The 19,489-nt window shown below is 48.7% G+C and carries 15 protein-coding genes; 4 read left to right on the plus strand and 11 right to left on the minus strand.

Annotated features, from left to right (window positions below; all coding sequences use genetic code 11):
* The first annotated feature begins 6 nt into the window (after positions 1–6).
* Positions 7–198 (plus strand): hypothetical protein, encoded by a 192-nt coding sequence (locus tag ACT6NU_RS03600; RefSeq protein ID WP_445383096.1) that lies wholly within the window; start codon positions 7–9, stop codon positions 196–198.
* A gap of 1 nt (position 199) precedes the next feature.
* On the opposite strand, the gene ACT6NU_RS03605 is transcribed toward ACT6NU_RS03600, so the two are convergent.
* From ACT6NU_RS03605 to ACT6NU_RS03650, 10 genes are all read right to left on the minus strand, one after another.
* Positions 200–2,119: an OmpA family protein gene (locus ACT6NU_RS03605; protein WP_445383097.1), complete on the minus strand. Its 1,920-nt coding sequence runs from the start codon at positions 2,117–2,119 to the stop codon at positions 200–202.
* A gap of 9 nt (positions 2,120–2,128) precedes the next feature.
* Positions 2,129–3,109, minus strand: a complete 981-nt coding sequence (locus ACT6NU_RS03610; protein ID WP_445383098.1) for a PorP/SprF family type IX secretion system membrane protein — start codon at positions 3,107–3,109, stop codon at positions 2,129–2,131.
* Between the two features lie 11 nt (positions 3,110–3,120).
* Positions 3,121–5,763 carry a T9SS type B sorting domain-containing protein gene (locus tag ACT6NU_RS03615; RefSeq protein ID WP_445383099.1) on the minus strand — a complete coding sequence of 881 codons (2,643 nt, stop codon included), beginning with the start codon at positions 5,761–5,763 and terminating at the stop codon, positions 3,121–3,123.
* Positions 5,764–5,892: 129 nt separating this feature from the next.
* On the minus strand, positions 5,893–6,774 hold the full coding sequence (fabD, locus tag ACT6NU_RS03620) for an ACP S-malonyltransferase (protein WP_445383100.1): 882 nt from the start codon (positions 6,772–6,774) through the stop codon (positions 5,893–5,895).
* A gap of 125 nt (positions 6,775–6,899) precedes the next feature.
* Complete coding sequence (gene fdhF, locus ACT6NU_RS03625; protein ID WP_445383101.1) at positions 6,900–9,632, minus strand: formate dehydrogenase subunit alpha; 2,733 nt, start codon at positions 9,630–9,632, stop codon at positions 6,900–6,902.
* Positions 9,633–9,641: 9 nt separating this feature from the next.
* Positions 9,642–11,294, minus strand: a complete 1,653-nt coding sequence (locus tag ACT6NU_RS03630; RefSeq protein ID WP_445383102.1) for an NADH-ubiquinone oxidoreductase-F iron-sulfur binding region domain-containing protein — start codon at positions 11,292–11,294, stop codon at positions 9,642–9,644.
* Positions 11,295–11,297: 3 nt separating this feature from the next.
* Entirely contained in the window at positions 11,298–12,131 is an 834-nt protein-coding gene (gene fdhD, locus ACT6NU_RS03635) for a formate dehydrogenase accessory sulfurtransferase FdhD (protein WP_445383103.1), read from the minus strand.
* Positions 12,132–12,286: 155 nt separating this feature from the next.
* Positions 12,287–12,814 carry a gamma carbonic anhydrase family protein gene (locus ACT6NU_RS03640; protein ID WP_445383104.1) on the minus strand — a complete coding sequence of 176 codons (528 nt, stop codon included), beginning with the start codon at positions 12,812–12,814 and terminating at the stop codon, positions 12,287–12,289.
* A 27-nt stretch (positions 12,815–12,841) separates the two neighbouring features.
* A complete protein-coding gene (locus ACT6NU_RS03645) occupies positions 12,842–13,570 on the minus strand; it encodes a LytR/AlgR family response regulator transcription factor (RefSeq protein WP_445383105.1) in 729 nt (242 codons plus the stop codon).
* Between the two features lie 4 nt (positions 13,571–13,574).
* Positions 13,575–15,761, minus strand: coding sequence for a tetratricopeptide repeat-containing sensor histidine kinase (locus ACT6NU_RS03650; protein ID WP_445383106.1), 2,187 nt, complete (start codon positions 15,759–15,761; stop codon positions 13,575–13,577).
* 207 nt (positions 15,762–15,968) lie between these two features.
* Here ACT6NU_RS03650 and ACT6NU_RS03655 point away from each other — a divergent pair, with 207 nt between their 5' ends.
* Positions 15,969–17,108, plus strand: a complete 1,140-nt coding sequence (locus tag ACT6NU_RS03655) for a vWA domain-containing protein (RefSeq protein ID WP_445383107.1) — start codon at positions 15,969–15,971, stop codon at positions 17,106–17,108.
* 70 nt (positions 17,109–17,178) lie between these two features.
* Here the strand turns inward: ACT6NU_RS03655 and ACT6NU_RS03660 are convergent, their stop codons facing one another.
* A complete protein-coding gene (locus tag ACT6NU_RS03660) occupies positions 17,179–18,180 on the minus strand; it encodes a PorP/SprF family type IX secretion system membrane protein (RefSeq protein ID WP_445383108.1) in 1,002 nt (333 codons plus the stop codon).
* A gap of 123 nt (positions 18,181–18,303) precedes the next feature.
* Between ACT6NU_RS03660 and ACT6NU_RS03665 the strand changes: the two genes are divergently transcribed.
* Positions 18,304–19,206, plus strand: coding sequence for a NifU family protein (locus tag ACT6NU_RS03665; RefSeq protein ID WP_445383109.1), 903 nt, complete (start codon positions 18,304–18,306; stop codon positions 19,204–19,206).
* 70 nt (positions 19,207–19,276) lie between these two features.
* Positions 19,277–19,477: a dodecin family protein gene (locus ACT6NU_RS03670; RefSeq protein ID WP_445383110.1), complete on the plus strand. Its 201-nt coding sequence runs from the start codon at positions 19,277–19,279 to the stop codon at positions 19,475–19,477.
* The last annotated feature ends 12 nt before the right edge of the window (positions 19,478–19,489 follow it).

Here is a 19,489-nt window from a genome sequence, read left to right on the forward strand (position 1 = left end):
AGCATTATGAAGCTGATAAGAGTAGACCGAAAAACCAAAACCGAAAAACGCTACAGTCCTGAAATGGGACGCTTACACACCCGTGTTACCTACATTCGCAAATTCCTCCTTGGAATCCCTGTTCGTACCCTTCACAAATATCGGGAAACCTATTACGGTGAAGTAAAGGACTGTGAAGACTGCCTGATCGCAAAATAGATCAGAGCTCCTCGTAGTTAAGGATAATCATTGGGTAGCGCTCGTTCTGCCGGTGCAGCATTTCAAGGCAATACACCCCATCTGTACAATTATTGATGATTTGCTCCTCCCCGTATCCCATGGCCTCCTGAATGCTTTCCGGGGATGCGCCTTTGGATATCAGATAATTTTTGATAGCCTGGGCCCTTCTCTTTGAAAGACTCAGGTTTGTACTGGCACTGCCACGGCTATCAGTATGCGCTTCAATTCGCAGCTTCATCCCCGGAAATTTTACGAGGGCTGCCGCTGCCTTATCGAGCTCCATAGCAATTTCATCTGTCAGTTCCGCCCGGTTCGCAGCAAAATAAAAAGGTTCTATTTTTAATAGCGTCTGGTTATTTCTGCGCCGCACCAGGTCTTCAAGGGCAAACAGTTCAATTTTCACTTCCTGGCCCTGATCGGCGAGTTGCGAAGCATCTGTTATTGTTAGCTGCTCATATTTTTCTTTGGAAATGTTCATCCCTACCTGCTCACGCCAGGGAATCTCCATCCAGAATTCGCCTTCTTCACCTGTGTAATATTCCCGGATCACACTTCCCTTGTTATCTTTTAGCTGCACGGCAACCTTCTCAATCCCTCTCTGCGTCCCTTGCTTAATTACACGTCCACGAAAAACCAAAGTTCGGAGTCCTGGAAGGTCGTCCACACTAAACCCGTAAAGATCATCGCCCCCAAGGCCCCCTGGACGATTAGAAGAAAAATACCCCATATATCCGGATTCAATTTCTTTAATGATCAGGCCAAATTCGTCGTGCTGTGTATTAATTTCCGGTCCGAGATTGATAGGCGTTGTCAGGGAATTGTCTGCCTGGAGTTGTGCTTTATACAAATCCATTCCCCCAAGACCGTAGAATACGTCGGAGGCAAAAAATAAACTGCCTTCAAAAATATAAGGAGACACTTCATTGCCGGGGGTATTTATTCTGGGCCCCAGGTTGACCGGGCTCGACATGATAACCCCGCCATTTGTATTTACATAATACAGGTCTGTGCCACCAAAGCCTCCGGGCAGGTCCGCCGCAAAATATAAACGATCGTTAGCCCTGTCGTAAAACGGGTAATAAAAGGACGTACTAAGGTCTTTTAAAAGAAAAGTGTTCTCTTTTCCCGAGGCTGCCATAGCAATTGCCAGGGCATTTTTTCCGCGTTTATCAAATGCCAGTTTGCCGGAATTGGTATTGGAAAGCACATAAAATACTCTTTGGATTCCGGGATCGTAATAGGGGGTTGCCTTATGGTAATCTGAGGGTGGAAGCTCCTCGAATAATTGTACTCCCTGGGTCTGACCTCCTTCTGTGATACGGGAAACGTATATATCCAGGTATCCTTCCCCGGTAGGATAATAGGTTTCTTTATCAGGCTGCGGCCTGGCACTGGAAAACAACAGTTGGTCATCTTCGTAGAAACTGGCTGAAAAATCGGACTGGTTACTGTTGCAGTACAACTGAAAGACCTTATAATTCAGCCTGGGTGCCAGCTGGTTTTCCAGGAGTTCAAAATTAAAGGAGGCACTTTCCAGTAATTCCCCGGAAAGCTTATCGGTCCTTGTGGAGAGGAAAGCTTTTACCCGGTCCAGGCCTGACGACTTAGACATGGCCTGTAACATGGTATTGAAGTGATAATTGGACATGGTTGAATCCTTTTTGAAAATATCCAGGAATCCTTCCATGGCCTTGGTATACTGCCCAACCTTAAAATAACTTTCGGCGAAATTCAATTGTTGGGTCGCATTAAGCGGCTCCCTCATCTCTTCCAGCCGGTACGCCTCTGCTGCCTCCTTGTAATTATAAGCATAGAACAGCCGGTCACCATTGGATTGTTGGGCCACAACTCCTATAGTAGCGAAGATTAGAAAAACGATAAAAATTGATCTCAAACGCATGCTGTCACTTTAAAAGAATCTGGGTGAATCGATTTGTTTGGGTTCCTTTTTACCCTTGATTTTGGTATTCTTCGTCCGTTTTTCCCTTCCGAAGTAAAACTTAAGTATGGCCTCGTGTGAACCATTGTTAAAGGCTCCCAAGCCGTTGGTATTGTAATCATACGAATACCCGAGGAATAACGAATTTGAAATTTGAAAGCCGGCCAGCCCGCTAACCGATTCATTTACCCGGTAGGACGCGCCAACAGTCACCAAATCACTGATCAGGAAATTCGCTGAGCCATTAAAGGTTAAGGGGTTTCCTTCCAGGTAGTTCAGTAGAACGGCTGGCTTGAATTTAAGCCCGTCCGAAATATTGAAAACGACCCCGGCGATAAAATTGTACTGCAATACATCTGCGGTTATCGTGGCCACTTCATTGTTGTAGAGCCCATCGGTCAGAAGGTTCGGGGTGGATGCCCCAAGGTACCAGTCACTTCCGTAAATAAATATCCCCGCCCCTACTGTGGGGTAGAACTCATTTACCGATTGCTGGTCCAGAATGGGTTCTCCCGGGTTTTCAAAACTGCCTTTGCTGAAGTCCACATCCAGGATGCTACCCCCGGCATCCACGCCAAAAGAAATAAAGCTTTCCTCCCCGAGGCGTACCTGGAAGGAGTAGGAAACATCTATAAAAGTCTGGCTGCTTGGCCCGAGTTGGTCGTTAATGGCATTGAATCCTATACCGTGTTTTTGGTTTCCAAGGGGAATATTAGCCCCAAACCGGATGGTCCTCGGTGCCCCCGGGAAATCAATCCATTGAGAGCGGTACAGCAGTGACAGGTCTGTGTGTTCAACGCTACCCACATACGCAGGGTTAAAACTGCCGATATTATACATATACTGGGTATATACCGGCTCCCTCTGGGCTGTCGCAAACAGGGCAGTCAGGGACAGCACCCCAAAAAGGACGTTCCTTAGTTTTCCGCTACAATTCGTCAATGCCCTCATAATTCTTTTTATCAGCGTATCAGCTGTATCCATCCTCTTTGAACCTCACGATCTGCACCCAATTCCAGGATATAAAAATAGGTGCCCTCCGGAGCCTGTTTGTTTTCATAAAACCCATCCCAAACTTTCTCATCCTGCATGTTCCGGTCTTCAAATACCAATTGCCCGGAACGATTGAATATCTGAATAAAACTATTCGGGAACGAATCGATATCACGGATGACCAGAAAATCGTTGGTGCCGTCTCCATTGGGTGAGAACTGATTAAAAACAAAACCAGGATCTGCTTCTGTAGGATTGCTGACCCTTACCTCTACCGAATCCTGGTCATTATCGGCATTGCCGTCTCCGGGGGAGACATCCAGCAAACGGGCGGTATTTAAAAAGGTTCCTGCGACAGGTACCCGTACATTGATAAGCAGTTCGGCTTCCTGTCCGAGTTCCAGGCCCGGAATAACCCACAAGCCACTTCCCGGATTGTAATTTCCAAGAGTGGTAGTATGTGAGACGTATTCAAAGCCGCTCGCATCTGCAGGGCCTATGATGTCTTCAATTTCAATATTGCTAAGCCGTAATTCCCTGGATTCATTCCTTGCTAAAATCCTGAATACGACTTCTTGGCCCACTAAAGGATTAATTCTTTCATTCTGAAAATTACTGCCAGAAATAGCAGCGGCTTTTTCTATTGCCAGATCCAGGCCTTCCGGAACGGCCACATTTATGCTAACGGTTGACTGGTTGTTACTGGCATTATTGTCAATTGGGAAGGATTCCAACAAGACTGCCGTATTGGTAAAGACCCCGCTTTCCAATACCTCAACGGTAAGTTCCAAGGTGGCTGATTGACCTGATACCAGCTGAAAATTACTCCAGATCCCGGTTTGATCGTCGTAGGTTCCCAGTGTGGCAACAGCACTTAAAAACTCAAAGCTGGTTTCCAGCAAATCACCCACCTCAATGGCCTTGGCGGTTTGGTCCGAGAGGTTTGTAAGGGTAATGGTAAACAGCAGTTCCTGCCCTACGGCTGCCTGATCTGTGTCTACTGATTTTACAACCTCCAGATCAATTGGGTCTGGCTGACAGTCCGGAGTTAAATTCGGGTCACAGGGGTCCAGCGGGTCAGACCCGTCTCTGATTTCATCGCCGTCTGTTATTCCGTCACCATCCGTATCACAGAGGTTATTGGTATTGTCCGGAATACAGGGGTTGTCATTGGCGGGATCCTGCTGGTCGTTTACCCCATCACTGTCGGAATCCAGTATATTGGAATCGAGGGCATCTATGATCCCGTCATTATCTTCGTCCAGGGGATTCAGGCTGTCGCTCCCTACTTCTGTACCATCATCAATGCCATCCCCATCGGTATCGGGGTTGTTTACATCCGTCCCCAGCCGAAGTTCTTCCCCGTCAAATAGGCCATCCCCATCTGTGTCCTGGTCACAATTCGAAACTGTGATACTGACATCTGCAGATTCATTGGTGCAGGGGGCTTCGGCGCCGGTAGTAGTATACCGAAACTGGTATTCCCCAGATGCGAGTCCTTCAAAATTTACAATGTTCCCGGCTTCAATTACCAGGCTGGAAGAGGGATCTGTCAGTATTTGCCAGGTACCCGCATCTTCCCCTGTCAGCAGGTTATCCAGATCCACCCTAACCGGTCCATTTGCTGCCACATTACAGGCCGTTCCGTTTGAAGGAGTTCCGGCAGTTACCGTGGGGATAATGGTGGCGACTACTTCTATTCGCGGGCTAAAGCACCCATTGGCGTTGGCCTGCACGTAAAATGAAGTGGTAGCATTAAGAATATCGGTTGTAAAGCTGGGGCCGGTACCAACTATCGTTTCGCCCGTTGGGGCATCGTACCAATTAATTTCCGGGGCCGTACCGCTATTGGGGATACTGGCTTCCGCCAAAAGGGTTACAGAACCGGGGCCACAGCGGGAAGCCTCTGTTGTGGAGTCGATTACGGGAGTTTGGTTCTCAACAATGGTCAGTTCCAGGGTGGGGCTGGCACAATCAACATCAGCGTCATAAAAGAACCCATAATAGGTCCCGGCAATGGGGCTGGCCACTTCTGCATCGCTTAAATGTCCGGCGAGTACCAGTGGATCGGGGTTTCGGCTCCAGATCAGTTCCGTGCCCGCTGGAGGAATACTCTGGGTAAAATCATTGAGACTGGGGATGGTATCGTCTGTGCAATAAATCCTTTCAACGTTGGTATCCAGTTCGGGCGGACTGTTCCCAGCCGGGCAATCATTGTCCAAAATAAAAATCGTAGCACTGTTATTGGGGCCAAGGGTTCCAATTGAGGTTCCGGTCAGGGTCACGATAACCGATTCAGGTCCCTCAATATCTGTATCATCAACAATGCCGTCAACCGGGATAAATCCGATAGTGGAACCCAAAGGGATGGTAAGGTTCCCGGAAAGCGCTGTGTAATCTACTCCTCCGGTGGCCGTACCCGCCACACTATACGTAATATTTGTATTCCCCACGGCCGGAAGGGAAAGGGTGACTCGAAATGTCCCCGGATTGGACCCCTCTTCAGAGGCATCACCATCATCCACGGCAACATTCACCTGTTGTGCAAAAAGGGGGAAACAGAGCAAAAAAAATGCCCCGAAAACCAGCTTTTGAAATAATCGGACTACCATAGCAATATCCCGCTTTTGCATTTTCTGAATAAGGGAATCAATAATACGAAAAAAAGAAGGGCCTGACCGAATTTTACTACCTAAATAGCACTTTTTCGGATAAAGTACAGGCAGGTTTTGAATCCCGGCTTACAAGTCTGCAGAACTGGCCTCTGCGGTAGGTTCGATCTTTTTGACCAGCCCCTGTAAAACCTTGCCCGGACCAACCTCCAGAAAGCTGGTTGCGCCATCGGCAACCATCTGTCTGACACTCTGGGTCCACTTCACCGGAGCGGTAAGCTGGGCCATTAAGTTTTTTTGTATTTCAGCCGTATCCGAAACAGCCGTGGTGGTAACATTTTGATAAATAGGGCAACTAGGCGCATTGAAAGTGGTAGCCTCTATGGCGGCGGCCAGCTCTTCCCGGGCCGGCTCCATCATAGGGGAATGGAAAGCTCCCCCAACTGGCAGGAGTAAAGCCCGTCTGGCACCTGCCTCTTTTAGCCTTTCGCAGGCGGCCGTAACCGCATCAACCTCCCCCGAGATTACCAGTTGACCAGGGCAATTGTAGTTGGCAGCAACCACAATACCTGGGGTTTCCTGGCAAACCGACTCCACCACCGCATCTTCCAGACCCAGCACTGCAGCCATGGTACTTGGTGCGACTTCACAGGCTTTTTGCATGGCCATTGCCCGCTTGGAAACCAGCTTTAACCCATCTTCAAAGGAAAGGGTTCCATTGGCCACCAAAGCGGAGAATTCCCCAAGGGAGTGACCGGCAACCATATCCGGACTAAAAGTATCTCCCAGCACCTTGCTCAGTATTACAGAGTGCAGGAAAATGGCCGGCTGGGTTACCTTGGTTTGTTTTAAATCTTCGGCCGATCCCTCGAACATAATATCGGTAATAGAGAAACCGAGGATCTCATTGGCTTGTTCAAATAACTCCTGGGCCACAGGATGATTTTGGTATAGATCCAGTCCCATTCCGGAAAATTGTGCTCCCTGTCCTGGGAATATATAGGCTTTCATATGCTGATGGTTTTTAGGACCCCAAAGATATGGAAATAGGTTGATTTAGTAAATGCTCATAAAACGCAGAACACCTGAAAAGTACCTCAGAAATTCCTGAGGTTAATTTGCCTTGAAAACACCTACTAGCGATCCTGCAACTGTTTTTTGTACTTCCCCTTGCTCTTTCGGATCCTGACCGCAACCACTTTGTATTCAGGACACATGGCTTCGGAATCATGTATATCGCTGGTAATATTATTCACCATGATATCCGGGAAATGGAAGGTGGTACTGAGGATTCCGGGTTTTACCTCGTCGGTAATGCGCGCCCTTACGTCTACCTTCCCCCTCGGAGATTCCAGACAGACAAAGTCCCCTTCCCGGATCAGGTTGGCGGCGGCATCTTCAGGATGTATCATCAGGTAATCGCTTTTAAGGATTTTCTCATTGGCGGTACGGCGTGTCATAGCCCCGCAGTTATAGTGTTCCAGCTCCCTGTTGGTTGTAAGGATGTATGGATAATCTTTTCCATGTGCCGTGATTTCCTGGGTTTCCTCCCAATTGTGGAATTCAAAATACCCCAAACCGCGTTTGAACTGCTGCTGGTGCAGAATTTTAGTATCCGTGCCGTTGGCTGCCACCGGCCATTGCAGGCCGTTTTTGCCAAGGCGCTCCCAGCGTATTCCTTCAAAGAAGGGCACGATTTGCGAAATTTCCTCCAGCATCCCATCCGGGGTATAATCGGGCTGGGCATATCCCATCCGGTTCATCAGCTCCACAATGATCTGCCCGTCTGGCTTGGACCCTTCTATAGGTTCCACTACCTGCCGTACGGCCTGTACCCTTCGCTCTCCATTGGTAAAGGTGCCGCTCTTTTCCAAAAATGAGGCTCCCGGCAGTATAACATCGGCATATTTGGCGGTTTCAGTCATAAACAACTCCTGTACAATTACCAGTTCGGTAGCTTCCAGGGCCCGTATAACCTTTTGGGTATTCGGGTCGGTTTGTACCACGTCTTCCCCAATGATCCAGATAGCCTTTAGTTTGCCCTCCAGGGCAGCCTGGAACATCTCCGGGATTTTGTACCCTATGTGCTTGGGCACCGTGGTACCGTAAAATGTATTGTAGCGCTCGTTAACCTCATCCTTGGTCACATCCAGGTAGCCGGCTCCCTGATGGGGCTGGACCCCCATATCTGCACTGCCCTGGACATTGTTTTGCCCCCGTAGCGGGTTTACCCCTACCCCTTTGCGGCCTATGTTGCCGGTTAGCATGGCAAGGTCGGCAATTTGCATAACCGTAAAGGTCCCCTGGGAATGTTCCGTAACCCCCAGGCCGTGGAAAGACATGGCATTAGGGGTCGTGGCATAGGCGATAGCCGCCTCGCGCACCTGTTCTTTGGGTACCCCTGAAACGGCTTCCAGCTTATTGAGGTCTATTTTCATCAATTCCTCCTTAAAATCCAGGTACCCCTCCGTACGCTTCGAAATAAAGCCTTCATCCACCAGGCCTTCTGTAATAATGTAATACATCATCATGTTCAGGACCGCCACATTGGTGCCGGGTCGCAGTGCCAGGTGGTGGGTGGCATAACGGGCAAGTTCGGTCCGCCTGGGGTCTATAACGATGGTTACCGAATCAGATTTCATGGCAAATTGCTTGAGCTTGGCCCCGGTAACCGGGTGGGCATCGGTAGGGTTCGCCCCGATCACCAGGATGCAGTTGGTGTGTTTCAGGTCCTCAATGGAATTGGTAGCAGCCCCGGTGCCGAATGTACGCTGCATCCCGAGGGCGGTTGGCGAATGACAGACGCGGGCGCAGCCATCAATATTGTTTGTCTGGATTACAGCCCTGAAAAATTTCTGCATCAGGTAATTCTCCTCGTTGGTGCAACGGGAAGAACTGATTCCGGCCAGGCTGTCCGGGCCAAAGGTTTCCTTGTAATGCTTAAACTTTTCGGTAATAAAATCGTACACCTCATCCCAGCCAACTTTTTCAAAATGCCCGTTCCTTTTGATCATCGGGGAATCCAAACGGTCCGGATGATTGTAAAACTTAAATGCGAACCGACCCTTCAGGCAGGTGTGTCCCTGGTTCACCTCGGCATCGTACGGGGCCGTAATACTGAGGATTTCCCCTGAATTGGTAGCAATGTCCAGATTACAACCCACCCCGCAATACGTACAAACCGTACGAGTTGTTTCGGTGGCCTGAATGGCTTTGGATTGAAATATATCCGAAATGGCGGAGGTGGGGCAGGCCTGTGAGCAGGCCCCGCAACTCACGCAATCCGAGTCCATAAAGCTCTGGTCCAGGCCCTTGACTATATGGGCATCGAAGCCGCGGCCCGCCATGCTCAGCACAAACTCCCCCTGAACCTCATCGCAGGCCCGGACGCATCTGTAGCAATTAATGCATTTACTGAGGTCCGAGGTCATATAGGGGTGGCTGAGGTCTTTTTCCCGCTCGAGGTGATTATCTCCTTCCGGGTAGCGCACCTCCCTGATCCCTACCTGTGCCGCCACTGTCTGTAATTCACAATTCCCGTTTACCTCGCAGGTAAGGCAATCCAGGGGATGGTCCGTCAATACGAGTTCGATGATGTTCTTACGCAACTTCTGAATGCGCTGGCTGCTGGTGTAGATAAACTGGCCTTCTGCAACAGGGGTATGACAGGCCGCTACTGTTTTGACGGCACCATTTTTTTCCTGGCTGATCTCCACACTGCAAACCCGACACGCCCCAAAGGGATCCAGATTAGGGGCATCGCAGAGGGTCGGCACCAGATTTCCATCGGCATGCCTGCGGATAAAGGACAAAAGTGTATCTCCTTCCTTATAAGGATGGGCAACATCGTTTATATAAGCAGTTTTCATGGGCATCAATCAGTTAAAAAAAGCTTTTAATTCGGAATCAAAATACTGCAGTATATTTCTGACTGGCAGGGGAATGCCTCCGCCATGCGCGCACAGAGAACCCTTTTCAAGGGTGGTGAGCAGATCGTCAAAAAGCTCCCTGTCTATTGTGTAGTCTCCTTTCAGGGCTTTGCCTGCCAATTCATGGGCTCTTTTGGTCCCCAGACGGCAGGGAAAGCATTTCCCACAACTTTCATAGGCCGCGAAATCAAATAGGTGTTCGATATAGCGCATCATTGGGTAGTCTTCCGGGATACTAACCACGGAGGCATGCCCCAGTAAAAAGCCCTGGCTTGCAAAAGACTCGAAATCCAATGTAAGGTCTCCAATTTTGGAAACCGGGACCACCCCCCCAAGCGGGCCACCAATCTGAACCGCTTTTACGGGAGACTTAAAACCACCTCCCAAAGTATCGAAAACTTCCCTTAGCGGGGTTCCCATCTCCACTTCATAAAGTCCCGGCCGGTTAAAAAAGCTGTCCAGGCAAACCAGTTTCGTCCCGGAAGACTTTGGGGTCCCGATCGCCTTCCAGCTTTTCCCGCCTTCAGTAATTATAAAATGAAGGGCTGCCAGCGTTTCAACATTATTTACAACGGTTGGCTTGTTAAACAAGCCTTTTTGGGCAGGATAAGGCGGGCGTACCCGTACCTCGGGGCGTTGCCCTTCAATTGAATTGATCAGCGCTGTTTCCTCCCCGCAGATATAGGAACCCTGTGCCTGTATGATTTTAAACTCAAAATCAAATCCGCTGTTGGCAATATTTTTCCCGGCCAGACCGGCAGTGTTCAGGGAATCAATAGCATTTTTCATGAGTTCCACAGCTTCCGGGTATTCCGCCCGGATATAAACGATACCGTGATGGGCCCCTGTTATGTAACCGCTAACCAGCATCCCAAAAAGGACAGAATGCGGTCGCTGTTCCAGCAAATACCGATCGGAATAGGCTCCCGGATCCCCCTCATCTGCATTGCAGATTATAAACTTGACAGTGCCTGCTGCTTTCCGGCAGAAATCCAGTTTGCTGCCCATGGGAAAACCGGCTCCTCCCCTTCCCCTGAGACCTGAATCTTTAATCTCCTGCAGGGCCTTTTCCGGAGGTCCCTTTAAAATTTCTAACCAGGGGCTGTAATATTCTTCGATTCCGGGGAAGGCCTTGATGAGAATTTCAACTCCACTGCTTGCCGTGTTATAGCTGTCGGCTGCAATCTCGGCTTCATCGTCTATGATGGCCTTCAGCGCTGCTATATCATCCCCTGAATAATTCTTCCCTTTATAGTGAAAAGCGGCATTTTCATGGCACCTCCCCAGACAGGTCATGTGCCCGAGCTGCTCTGCCTCAAAATGTTCCTTTAGCTTATCCAGAACGCCTTCCTGGGTTCCGGCACATTCGCAGGCAGACCCGTTGCAGACATAAACCTGCTTTCCGCGGTTTTCAGGCTTCATAAAGTCGTAAAAAGAAGCCGTCCCGAAGGTGTTCGCCTTGCCAATAAGGAATTCCTCCGCGAGCAGGGCGAGGGCTTCCTCGTCCGGACTGCCCGAAGGCCTGGACAGTTGTCCCATTTTGTCAAAGAGATTGTCATGCAAGCCTTTGCGACCGAGAAGTTCACTTAAATTTTCTGACATGGGCTAACTTACTTTAGGTTTTTTTACCAATTCCCGATTATTGTTGATGCGGTGCGGATGAGAGTAGCAGGTTGCCCGGCCCTGCCGGCAAAATCCCAGCAGCGTGATCCCCAGTTCCTTCGCAAAATCGACAGCCAGGGATGAGGGGGCTGAAACCGCCGCCAGAAAGGGGATGCCGGCCTTAAATGCCTTAATGGTTATTTCATAGGAAATCCTTCCGCTGACCGTCATGGCCATGGCTTCCTTTAAACGCTCTTCGAGCAATAACCAGCCGATCACCTTATCTACGGCATTATGTCTGCCTATATCTTCGCGTACCACCAGCAGCTGCCCCTCAGAATCAAAGGCTGCAGCCGCATGGGTGCCTCCTGATTGCTTGAAATCGTGCTGCCCGCGATTCATCTGCTCAAACATTTCGCTAAAGCTCCCTGCAGGGAACTGAATGGCCGCCTCAATGGATTTTCCCAAAAATGCCTGTTCCCCCAATTCCGTTTTCCCGCATATTCCACAGGAAGAGACGGATAAAAGGCTTCTGCTATTGGAATACCCACTCCCCAAAAGGTTTTTAGGGATATCCAGATCCACAACGCTTACGATCCCTTCCTCATTTTCCTTTTTCAAAACCATGGATGGGTGGTAGCCGCTATCCGAAATGATGGCCTCGGAATGCAGCAAACCACGGACCAATTCTCTATCGGAACCCGGGGTTCGCATGGAAAGGGTAAAGGCTTTTCCATTGATATTGATCTGCAGCGCTTCTTCAACGGTCAGGGGGTCCCCTACAGGAACCGCTCCGTCCAGGTCGAATTTAATTCCCTGATAAATCCGTGTGGCCATAATGAATAAGTATGGGGTATGCCCTTAAGGCAAACCCTTACTCTAATAAAGATACTGGTTTTTCTTATAATTCTCCCGGATCAGCAGGGTCTCATGCTGTTAAAGCCGACGTGCTCAGGCGGTATATCAATAAGAATATTTTGATTTAATTGCTTTCAATGCCCTTCAGAGGGTTTAAACCAGGAAGCGTATTCAATATAGTTGCGGGCAATCCTGCGGATCTCCCCCTCCCTTAGTTCGGGGCTTATATCCTTAATTTTCCGGGCGGGTACCCCGGCATAAACGGATCCTTCCGGCACTATGGTGCCTGCCGTTAAGACGGCCCCTGCAGCGATGATGGAATTACTGCCCACTACACAATCATCCATTATTATGCTACCCATGCCCACCAGCACATTGTCCTTCAGGGTACAGCCATGGACAATGGCATTGTGTCCTATGGAGACATCATTCCCGATATTGGTAGGGGCCTTTTGATACGTACAGTGGATTACCGCCCCATCCTGTACATTTACGCGGTCCCCCATTCTGATGTAATGAACATCTCCCCTGATAACGGCGTTAAACCAGATACTGCACTGCTCCCCCATGACCACATCTCCCACCAGGGTAGCATTTGCAGCTACAAAACAATCCTGCCCCATTTGCGGGGATTTGCCCAAAACGGCCTGAATATATGCCATTGAATACTTGTAATGATTCGTTTAAATTTATTCAAAAAAGCGCAATAATTCTCTTTTTCGGGAAGGAGCGACCATGATTTCCTTTCCGCTGTTCAGCAAAACGCTGCCCCCTTTCCCTTTGCGGTAGCGCACCACTTCACTCACATTTACCAGATACGATTTATGAACGCGGGCAAAGGGGAAGGCGCTTAGTGCCTCCTCGAAATATTTTAGGGTTTTGCTAACTAAAATCTTTCGGTTGGCCAGGAAGATCCTCGTATAATTATCATCTGCCTGGCAATAGTGGATCTGGCTTACTTCCAGTACCTCAAAACCATCCTGCATGGGGATTGTAATCTTCCCCTCAACCTTTTTAACCCCCTGAAGTACTTTATCATTCAGGGCCGTTTCCCGCGCTTTGATTTCCCTGACGTAATCCACCGCACTGAGCAGGGCATCTATGGAAATAGGCTTCATCAGGTAGTAGGCTGCATGCTGATTCAGGGCATCCATTGCGTACTGCTGATAGGCGGTAACAAAAATGATCTCAAAATTTCGATCGGGTAATTTTTCAAGCAAATCAAAGGCATTCCCGAAAGGCATTTCCACATCGAGAAACAGCAGGTCGGGATCTGTTTTACCAATCACCTCCATAGCCTCATTGATATTTGAGGCCTGCCCCGCTACCTGTACCCCCTTGCAGTATTTCAGGAGATAATTTTCCAGGATTTCACGGCTTTGCGCTTCATCATCTACCAGTACCGCTTTTAATTCCATATGCTTATTTTTTTCTGATTTTTAAAAGCACCCGTGTACCGGAGCCATCCGCATGGAGGTCGCTAACTTCCACCGAGATCCTGTCTCCGTACATCTGGTTCAGGATGCTAATACGCTTAGCAATATTCCCCATCCCCCGGGATTTTTGCTGACGCTGGTTTTTGGTTTTCAGGCGGGCCGACTGTTTACGGCCAATCCCGTTGTCTGTTACTTCTATACTAATTGCATCGGCCAGCAAGGGTCTTATCTGTACCTTGAGAAGTCCTTTGTCATCCTTATAGCGAAGCCCGTGCCAGACAGCGTTTTCCAGAAAGGGCTGCAGCAACATGGGGGGAATCTCAAAAGCCTCAACATGCAGGGCAGGATCCACCTCAATGCTGTAGTCGAATTTATCCGGGAAACGGGTATGCTCCAATTTCAGGTAGAGTTCAAGCAATTCGATTTCCTCTGATAACGGGATAAGGTCTTTTTCTGAATTTTCGAGTACCCGCCGCATTAAAACCGAAAAATCGCTCAGGTACCGATTGGCAGCCCGTTCGTCATTTTTGGCGATGTAGTTGTTTACCGAATTCAGCGCATTGAAAATAAAGTGGGGATTCATCTGGGTCCGCAGGCCTTTCAGTGCCAAAAGGTAATTGGCCAGTTGTTGCTGGCGATTACTGCGGTAGTAAAAGAAGGCCGCCAGGCCGGTAAGCAGTAATCCAAAGATCAGGGAATAGATGATCCACTGCTGGCGTTTATTGATCTCTTCGGTGAGCCGCTGTTCGGTAAGGGCCAGCTCGTATTTGCTGCGGGAGAGTTCCCGCTCCTGCTCCAGGCTGTTGATCCGGCTCTGACTCTCTGAAATTTCCCTGCTAAAGCGTGCTGCCTGTGAGAGCTCCTGTTCCTTTCTGATATAGAGGGTATCTACAAGGGTGACGTATTGCTGGTACAGGTCCAGGGCTTTCTTGAAATCGCCCCTGTCCCGATAAACCTCCGATAATTTGCGGGTAGCATCTTTCTGAACTACCAGGTCTCCCTGGTTATCGGCCTCCTTAATGCTTTCGGAAAGAAAGGGAATGGCCAGGTCGTTCTGGTCCTGGGCTATATAAGCACTGGCAATTTTATAGTTCACCCCTTGTGTGCTGATGGAATCTGGCTGAGATTCCGGCACCCCCACATTGAGGGATTTAAGTTGTTCCAGGCTTTGTTTTCTAAGGGCAATTTCTTCCGGATACCTGCTTTGCTGGTTATAGAAATCTGCCACTTTTTCAAATTCCTGAACAGCACGCCTTGGGTTCTGTGCCCTGGCCTGCTTCAGGGAATTCCCGTAATAGGTTTCGGCCTCCGTAGACCGGTTGGCCCGCTGATAGGCATCTGCTATTTTAGAATTCAGATCCGGGATCTTGGGGGCAATCTGGTTTTTGCTGGCAATGGTTAGCGCCTGCTGGTAATACGAAACAGCCGTATTGGCCTGGACACGGTTGCGATAGGCGTCTCCCAGGGTTTCGTACAATTCCAGTTTTTGGTAGGGAATCAGCCCGGCCTGATCCACTCTTGGGGATAACAGGGCAATGGCCTTGTCATTATCCTTGTGCAGGACATAAGCCTTCCCCAGAAGTAAAAGTGTTCTGGGGTTATCAAAGGTTTCCAGGGCTTCTTCATAATTGGAAATGGCCAGGTCCAGCTGCCCGTGAAACTGGTAAATCTCGCCCAGGGTAGTCAGGGAGAGGGCGAGCTCCCGCCTGCTGCTTCGCCCGTCCAGGATTTCAATGGAGCGGGAAATAAAATCCAGGCTTTTGCCTAAATCTTTGCGCTTAAACCAATTGGCTGAATCCAGCAAGACCCGGTGTTGTTCGGAAGGCGTTAAAGAAACCTCCTCCCGGTTAGTTGCCGAAACCGTATCCGGCCCCGAAACAACTACCTTGATATCCTCATTATCCTTAATCCTGTAACGGACCGTCTGGATATCAGCTCCCCTTACGATCAGCACATCTCCTGCAGCCGCCTTCAAACGAAATTCGCCCATACCATCAGTAAGTGTAAAGACCCCCTGGTCTGTACTTACCTCAATTCCGGATAAGGGTACTTCCCCGGTTTCTGAAACCACTCTTCCCTTCAGCGTAAATTCCTGCCGCATCCCCGGTGCCTGGCTATAAAGCCATGCCATTGGCAGTAATAGAATCAGTATGAGGGCCAGCCGGCTTTTCATCAGGAACACGCTTAGAGAAGTATAAACTTAATCCATTTCCCTCAGTCCGTAAAACACCCTGAAGCCGAAAACCAGCTATATAAGCTGCCTTTTCAGGAGATCCCTAATGCTTTTGCCGGCTTAACTCATCCAAAAGGCCGGTTCGCTCATCACCCGTTTTTTGTTTGGGAATATGCGGGTAGATTGCCCTTAAAAGTTGGAAAGATTATGAAAACAAAAATGTTTACTACAACCGTTAGCCTCTTTTTGGCCTTTGCCTGCTCTGTGTATGCCAGGCCTGAAAAGGAGTCACCCGAAACAGCATACCACAGGTCCAGGGTTCAGATTGCGCTGCTTCTGGATACCAGTAACAGTATGGATGGCCTGATCAATCAGGCCAAGGCCACCCTATGGGAGCTGGTAAATGAATTTGCCTATGTGCGTTGTTCTGAAGATATGGCCCCGTCTTTGGAAATCGCCCTTTACGAATATGGCAACAGCCGCCTGAGCCCGAGGGGCGGGTACATCCGGCAGGTGTTACCCTTCAGCAGCGACCTGGATGAAATATCAGAGAAATTGTTTTCGCTGAGTACGCAGGGGGGGGATGAGTATTGCGGGCAGGTGATCGCCACAGCCCTGCGACAATTGGATTGGAGCCGGGATAAAAAGGACCTTAAGTTTGTTTTTATTGCCGGAAATGAGCCTTTTAATCAGGGGGAAATAAGCTATAAAAGCGTCCTTGAGGACAGCTGTGAAAAAGGCCTGATCGTCAATACCATTTTTTGCGGAGATTACCAGCTTGGAATCCGTACCCTATGGGAAGACGGGGCCAAACGGGGCGGAGGACAGTACTCAGCCATAGATCACCTGCGGGAAATCGTACACATAAAGACCCCTTATGATGAAGTTATCATTGAATTAAACCGGAAACTGAACCAGACCTATATCGGTTATGGGGCCAAAGGGGCGGCCAAAAAGCAAATGCAGGCTACACAGGACGCAAATGCCATGGAAATGGAAGAGGCGGTACTGGCGGAAAGGGCAGTCAGTAAGAGTTCCGGATATTATCGCAACAGCGAGTGGGACCTGGTAGATGCCTATGCCGAAAACCAAATAAAGCTATCCAGTGTTGACAAAACCTCCCTGCCGGCCAGTGTTCGGTCTATGGATGAGCCCACCCTGGAAAAACACCTGCAAACCCAACTCAGTGAGCGCAGGCGCATTCAAAAGGAGATCAGGGAAGTAAACCAAAAAAGGGAAGCCTATCTGTCAGAACAAAGGACAGACGCATCAGATGCGCTTGAAAGTGCATTGAAAGCTGCAATAAGAAAACAGGTTTCAAATAAGAATTATCACTGGATCAAGTGATTAATCGATAGCAGGAGGATGGTGTTGATAGAGAAAGACCCGGCTTGTTTATTCAGGTCGGGTTTTTCATTTAGTAGTTCACCGCCGGGCAGTTGCAATCGTATCTTTTTGCGGATAACTGGCCGAAGTCATACCCCAGCGTGATTTGGTGGAAGCCGCCGTTATCCAGGCGAATGTCTCCTGATTGATATGAATAATTGTAGGAAAACATAAACTGACCCACATTTACGCCCACAATGGGAGTAAACAACTGCAGTCGCTGTTCCCCAAAATTTCCATTGGCGAGAAATTGGGCGCCGTCAAAACTGCGGCGGTAAGACAAACCGCCCCAAAGGGTTCCGAACCCGACTTCCCTGTACACTTTGGCGTTGATATCAATGGTCTTTTCTTTGGTAAAATCCGTAAGCTGCAATAAAACGGATGGTTCGTATTGCCACTTCCCCCTGCCAAAAACATAGCCGGCAGATAAGAGGTATCTCCTCAGATTGTCAAATTCTATGGCTGTATACAAATCCCTGCCTGTACCCAGGGCATTCAATACGGAAACATGTGCATAAAATTCAAGGAAATTATAGGACATCCCAAAATCCACATTGAAATAACCCACACTGTTACGGCCGCCGGTAATAATAGGGTCCGCAATCACGGAGCGAAATTCAGTTTCGTCCAGGCTGCTTTGGATGTAACCGGCACTCATACCGAAAGATAGCTGATTAAGCACCCTGTAATCCGGGCTGAATTGCAAGTGATGGGCATAGGTGAGTTTCAGACCCGTCTGCGAATGGTATCCGTTGGCATCGTTAAAAACAATGGCACCTACCCCGCTGCTGGTCTGTGGAATCCGATAATGGAAACTAAGGGTTTGTAAATTAGGGGCCTCGTCTACGCTAAACCACTGTTTTCGGGCTGTCAGACGGATTTTACCCCCTTCCCCTACTCCTGCCATGGCAGGGTGGACCAGGTAATAGTTATCGGATAAATAGTCAAAGTAAACCGGTATACCCTCCTGTCCTCTGATCGCGTGAATAGCAAGGCCAAAAACAAAAAGGAACAACAAGGTGATTCGTTTCATCTAATCAGACTGGGAGCAGGTTGGTCATTGGGTTAAATATAGAGTATAACGGCAGAAAAGAGACATTATTATGTTGACGTATCCCTTGAAAATACCCTATTTTTGCATCAAATACAGGATTTCATGAAAGAATATGTGATCACCGTAAAGGAAACGAACAATCCGAGCATTTTGAAGTTTGAAGCCAATCATCCCCTGGTGGAAGCCGGTCACTATGAGTACCGGAACATCGATGAGGCAAAAAATGCCCCGTTGGCCCAGCAGTTGTTTTACCTGCCTTTTATCAAAACGGTTTATATATCCGGGAATTTTATTGCCATGGAACGCTTTGATATCGTGCAGTGGGAAGACGTAAAAGACGAGGTGGCCCAGCAACTGGTAGAATACCTGAATGCAGGCGAACCTGTGGTTACTGAGGAACCCAAAAAAGATAAGGTGGCTGTTACCGTCTATGCAGAGGTGACCCCCAATCCTGCGGTAATGAAATTTGTCGCCAATAAGAAATTGGTGCCTGACGTATTCGAGTTTAAAAATATAGATGAGGCCGCCACTTCTCCCCTGGCGCGCAAATTATTCGAATTCCCTTTCGTAAAAGAGGTTTTTATGGACCTCAACTACATCTCAGTCACTAAATACGAGGTGGCAGACTGGAACGAGGTAACCATGGAACTCAGGGAATTTATACGGGAATACCTCGCACAGGGCGGGGAAGTTATCAGCGCGGATACCCCCAGATCTTCGGGAGCACAGCAAACGGGCTCTGCAACCGGGGATCAGAACCTTGATGAAACCTCACAGGAGATTGTGAATATTCTGGAAGAGTACGTAAAACCGGCTGTTGCCAGTGATGGCGGCAATATTGTTTTTCAGTCTTATGAGGCCGAAAGCAAAACCGTACACGTCATTCTACAGGGTGCCTGCAGTGGTTGTCCATCTTCTACCTTCACCCTCAAAAATGGTATACAGACCATGCTGCAGAACATGATGGGAGACAAGGTTGAAGAGGTAGTGGCTATCAACGGATGATTTGATTGAAATCACTTGAGTATTCTGCCATTATTTAGTATCTTGAAGGGACACTTAAAAATTCAAGATTATGGCAATATTAAAAGTAATTGAACTGCTCGCGAACTCAGATAAAAGTTGGGAAGACGCGGCACAAAAAGCACTGGATCAGGCCTCGCGCTCAGTAGAGCACATCCGTTCCGTTTATATCAATGAACAAAGCGCTACCGTTAAGGACGGGAAAATTCATGATTACCGGGTTAATGTAAAAATCACCTTTGAGGTTAAATAGGCAATTCCCTTG

Source organism: Robiginitalea rubriflava, from assembly GCF_052540725.1.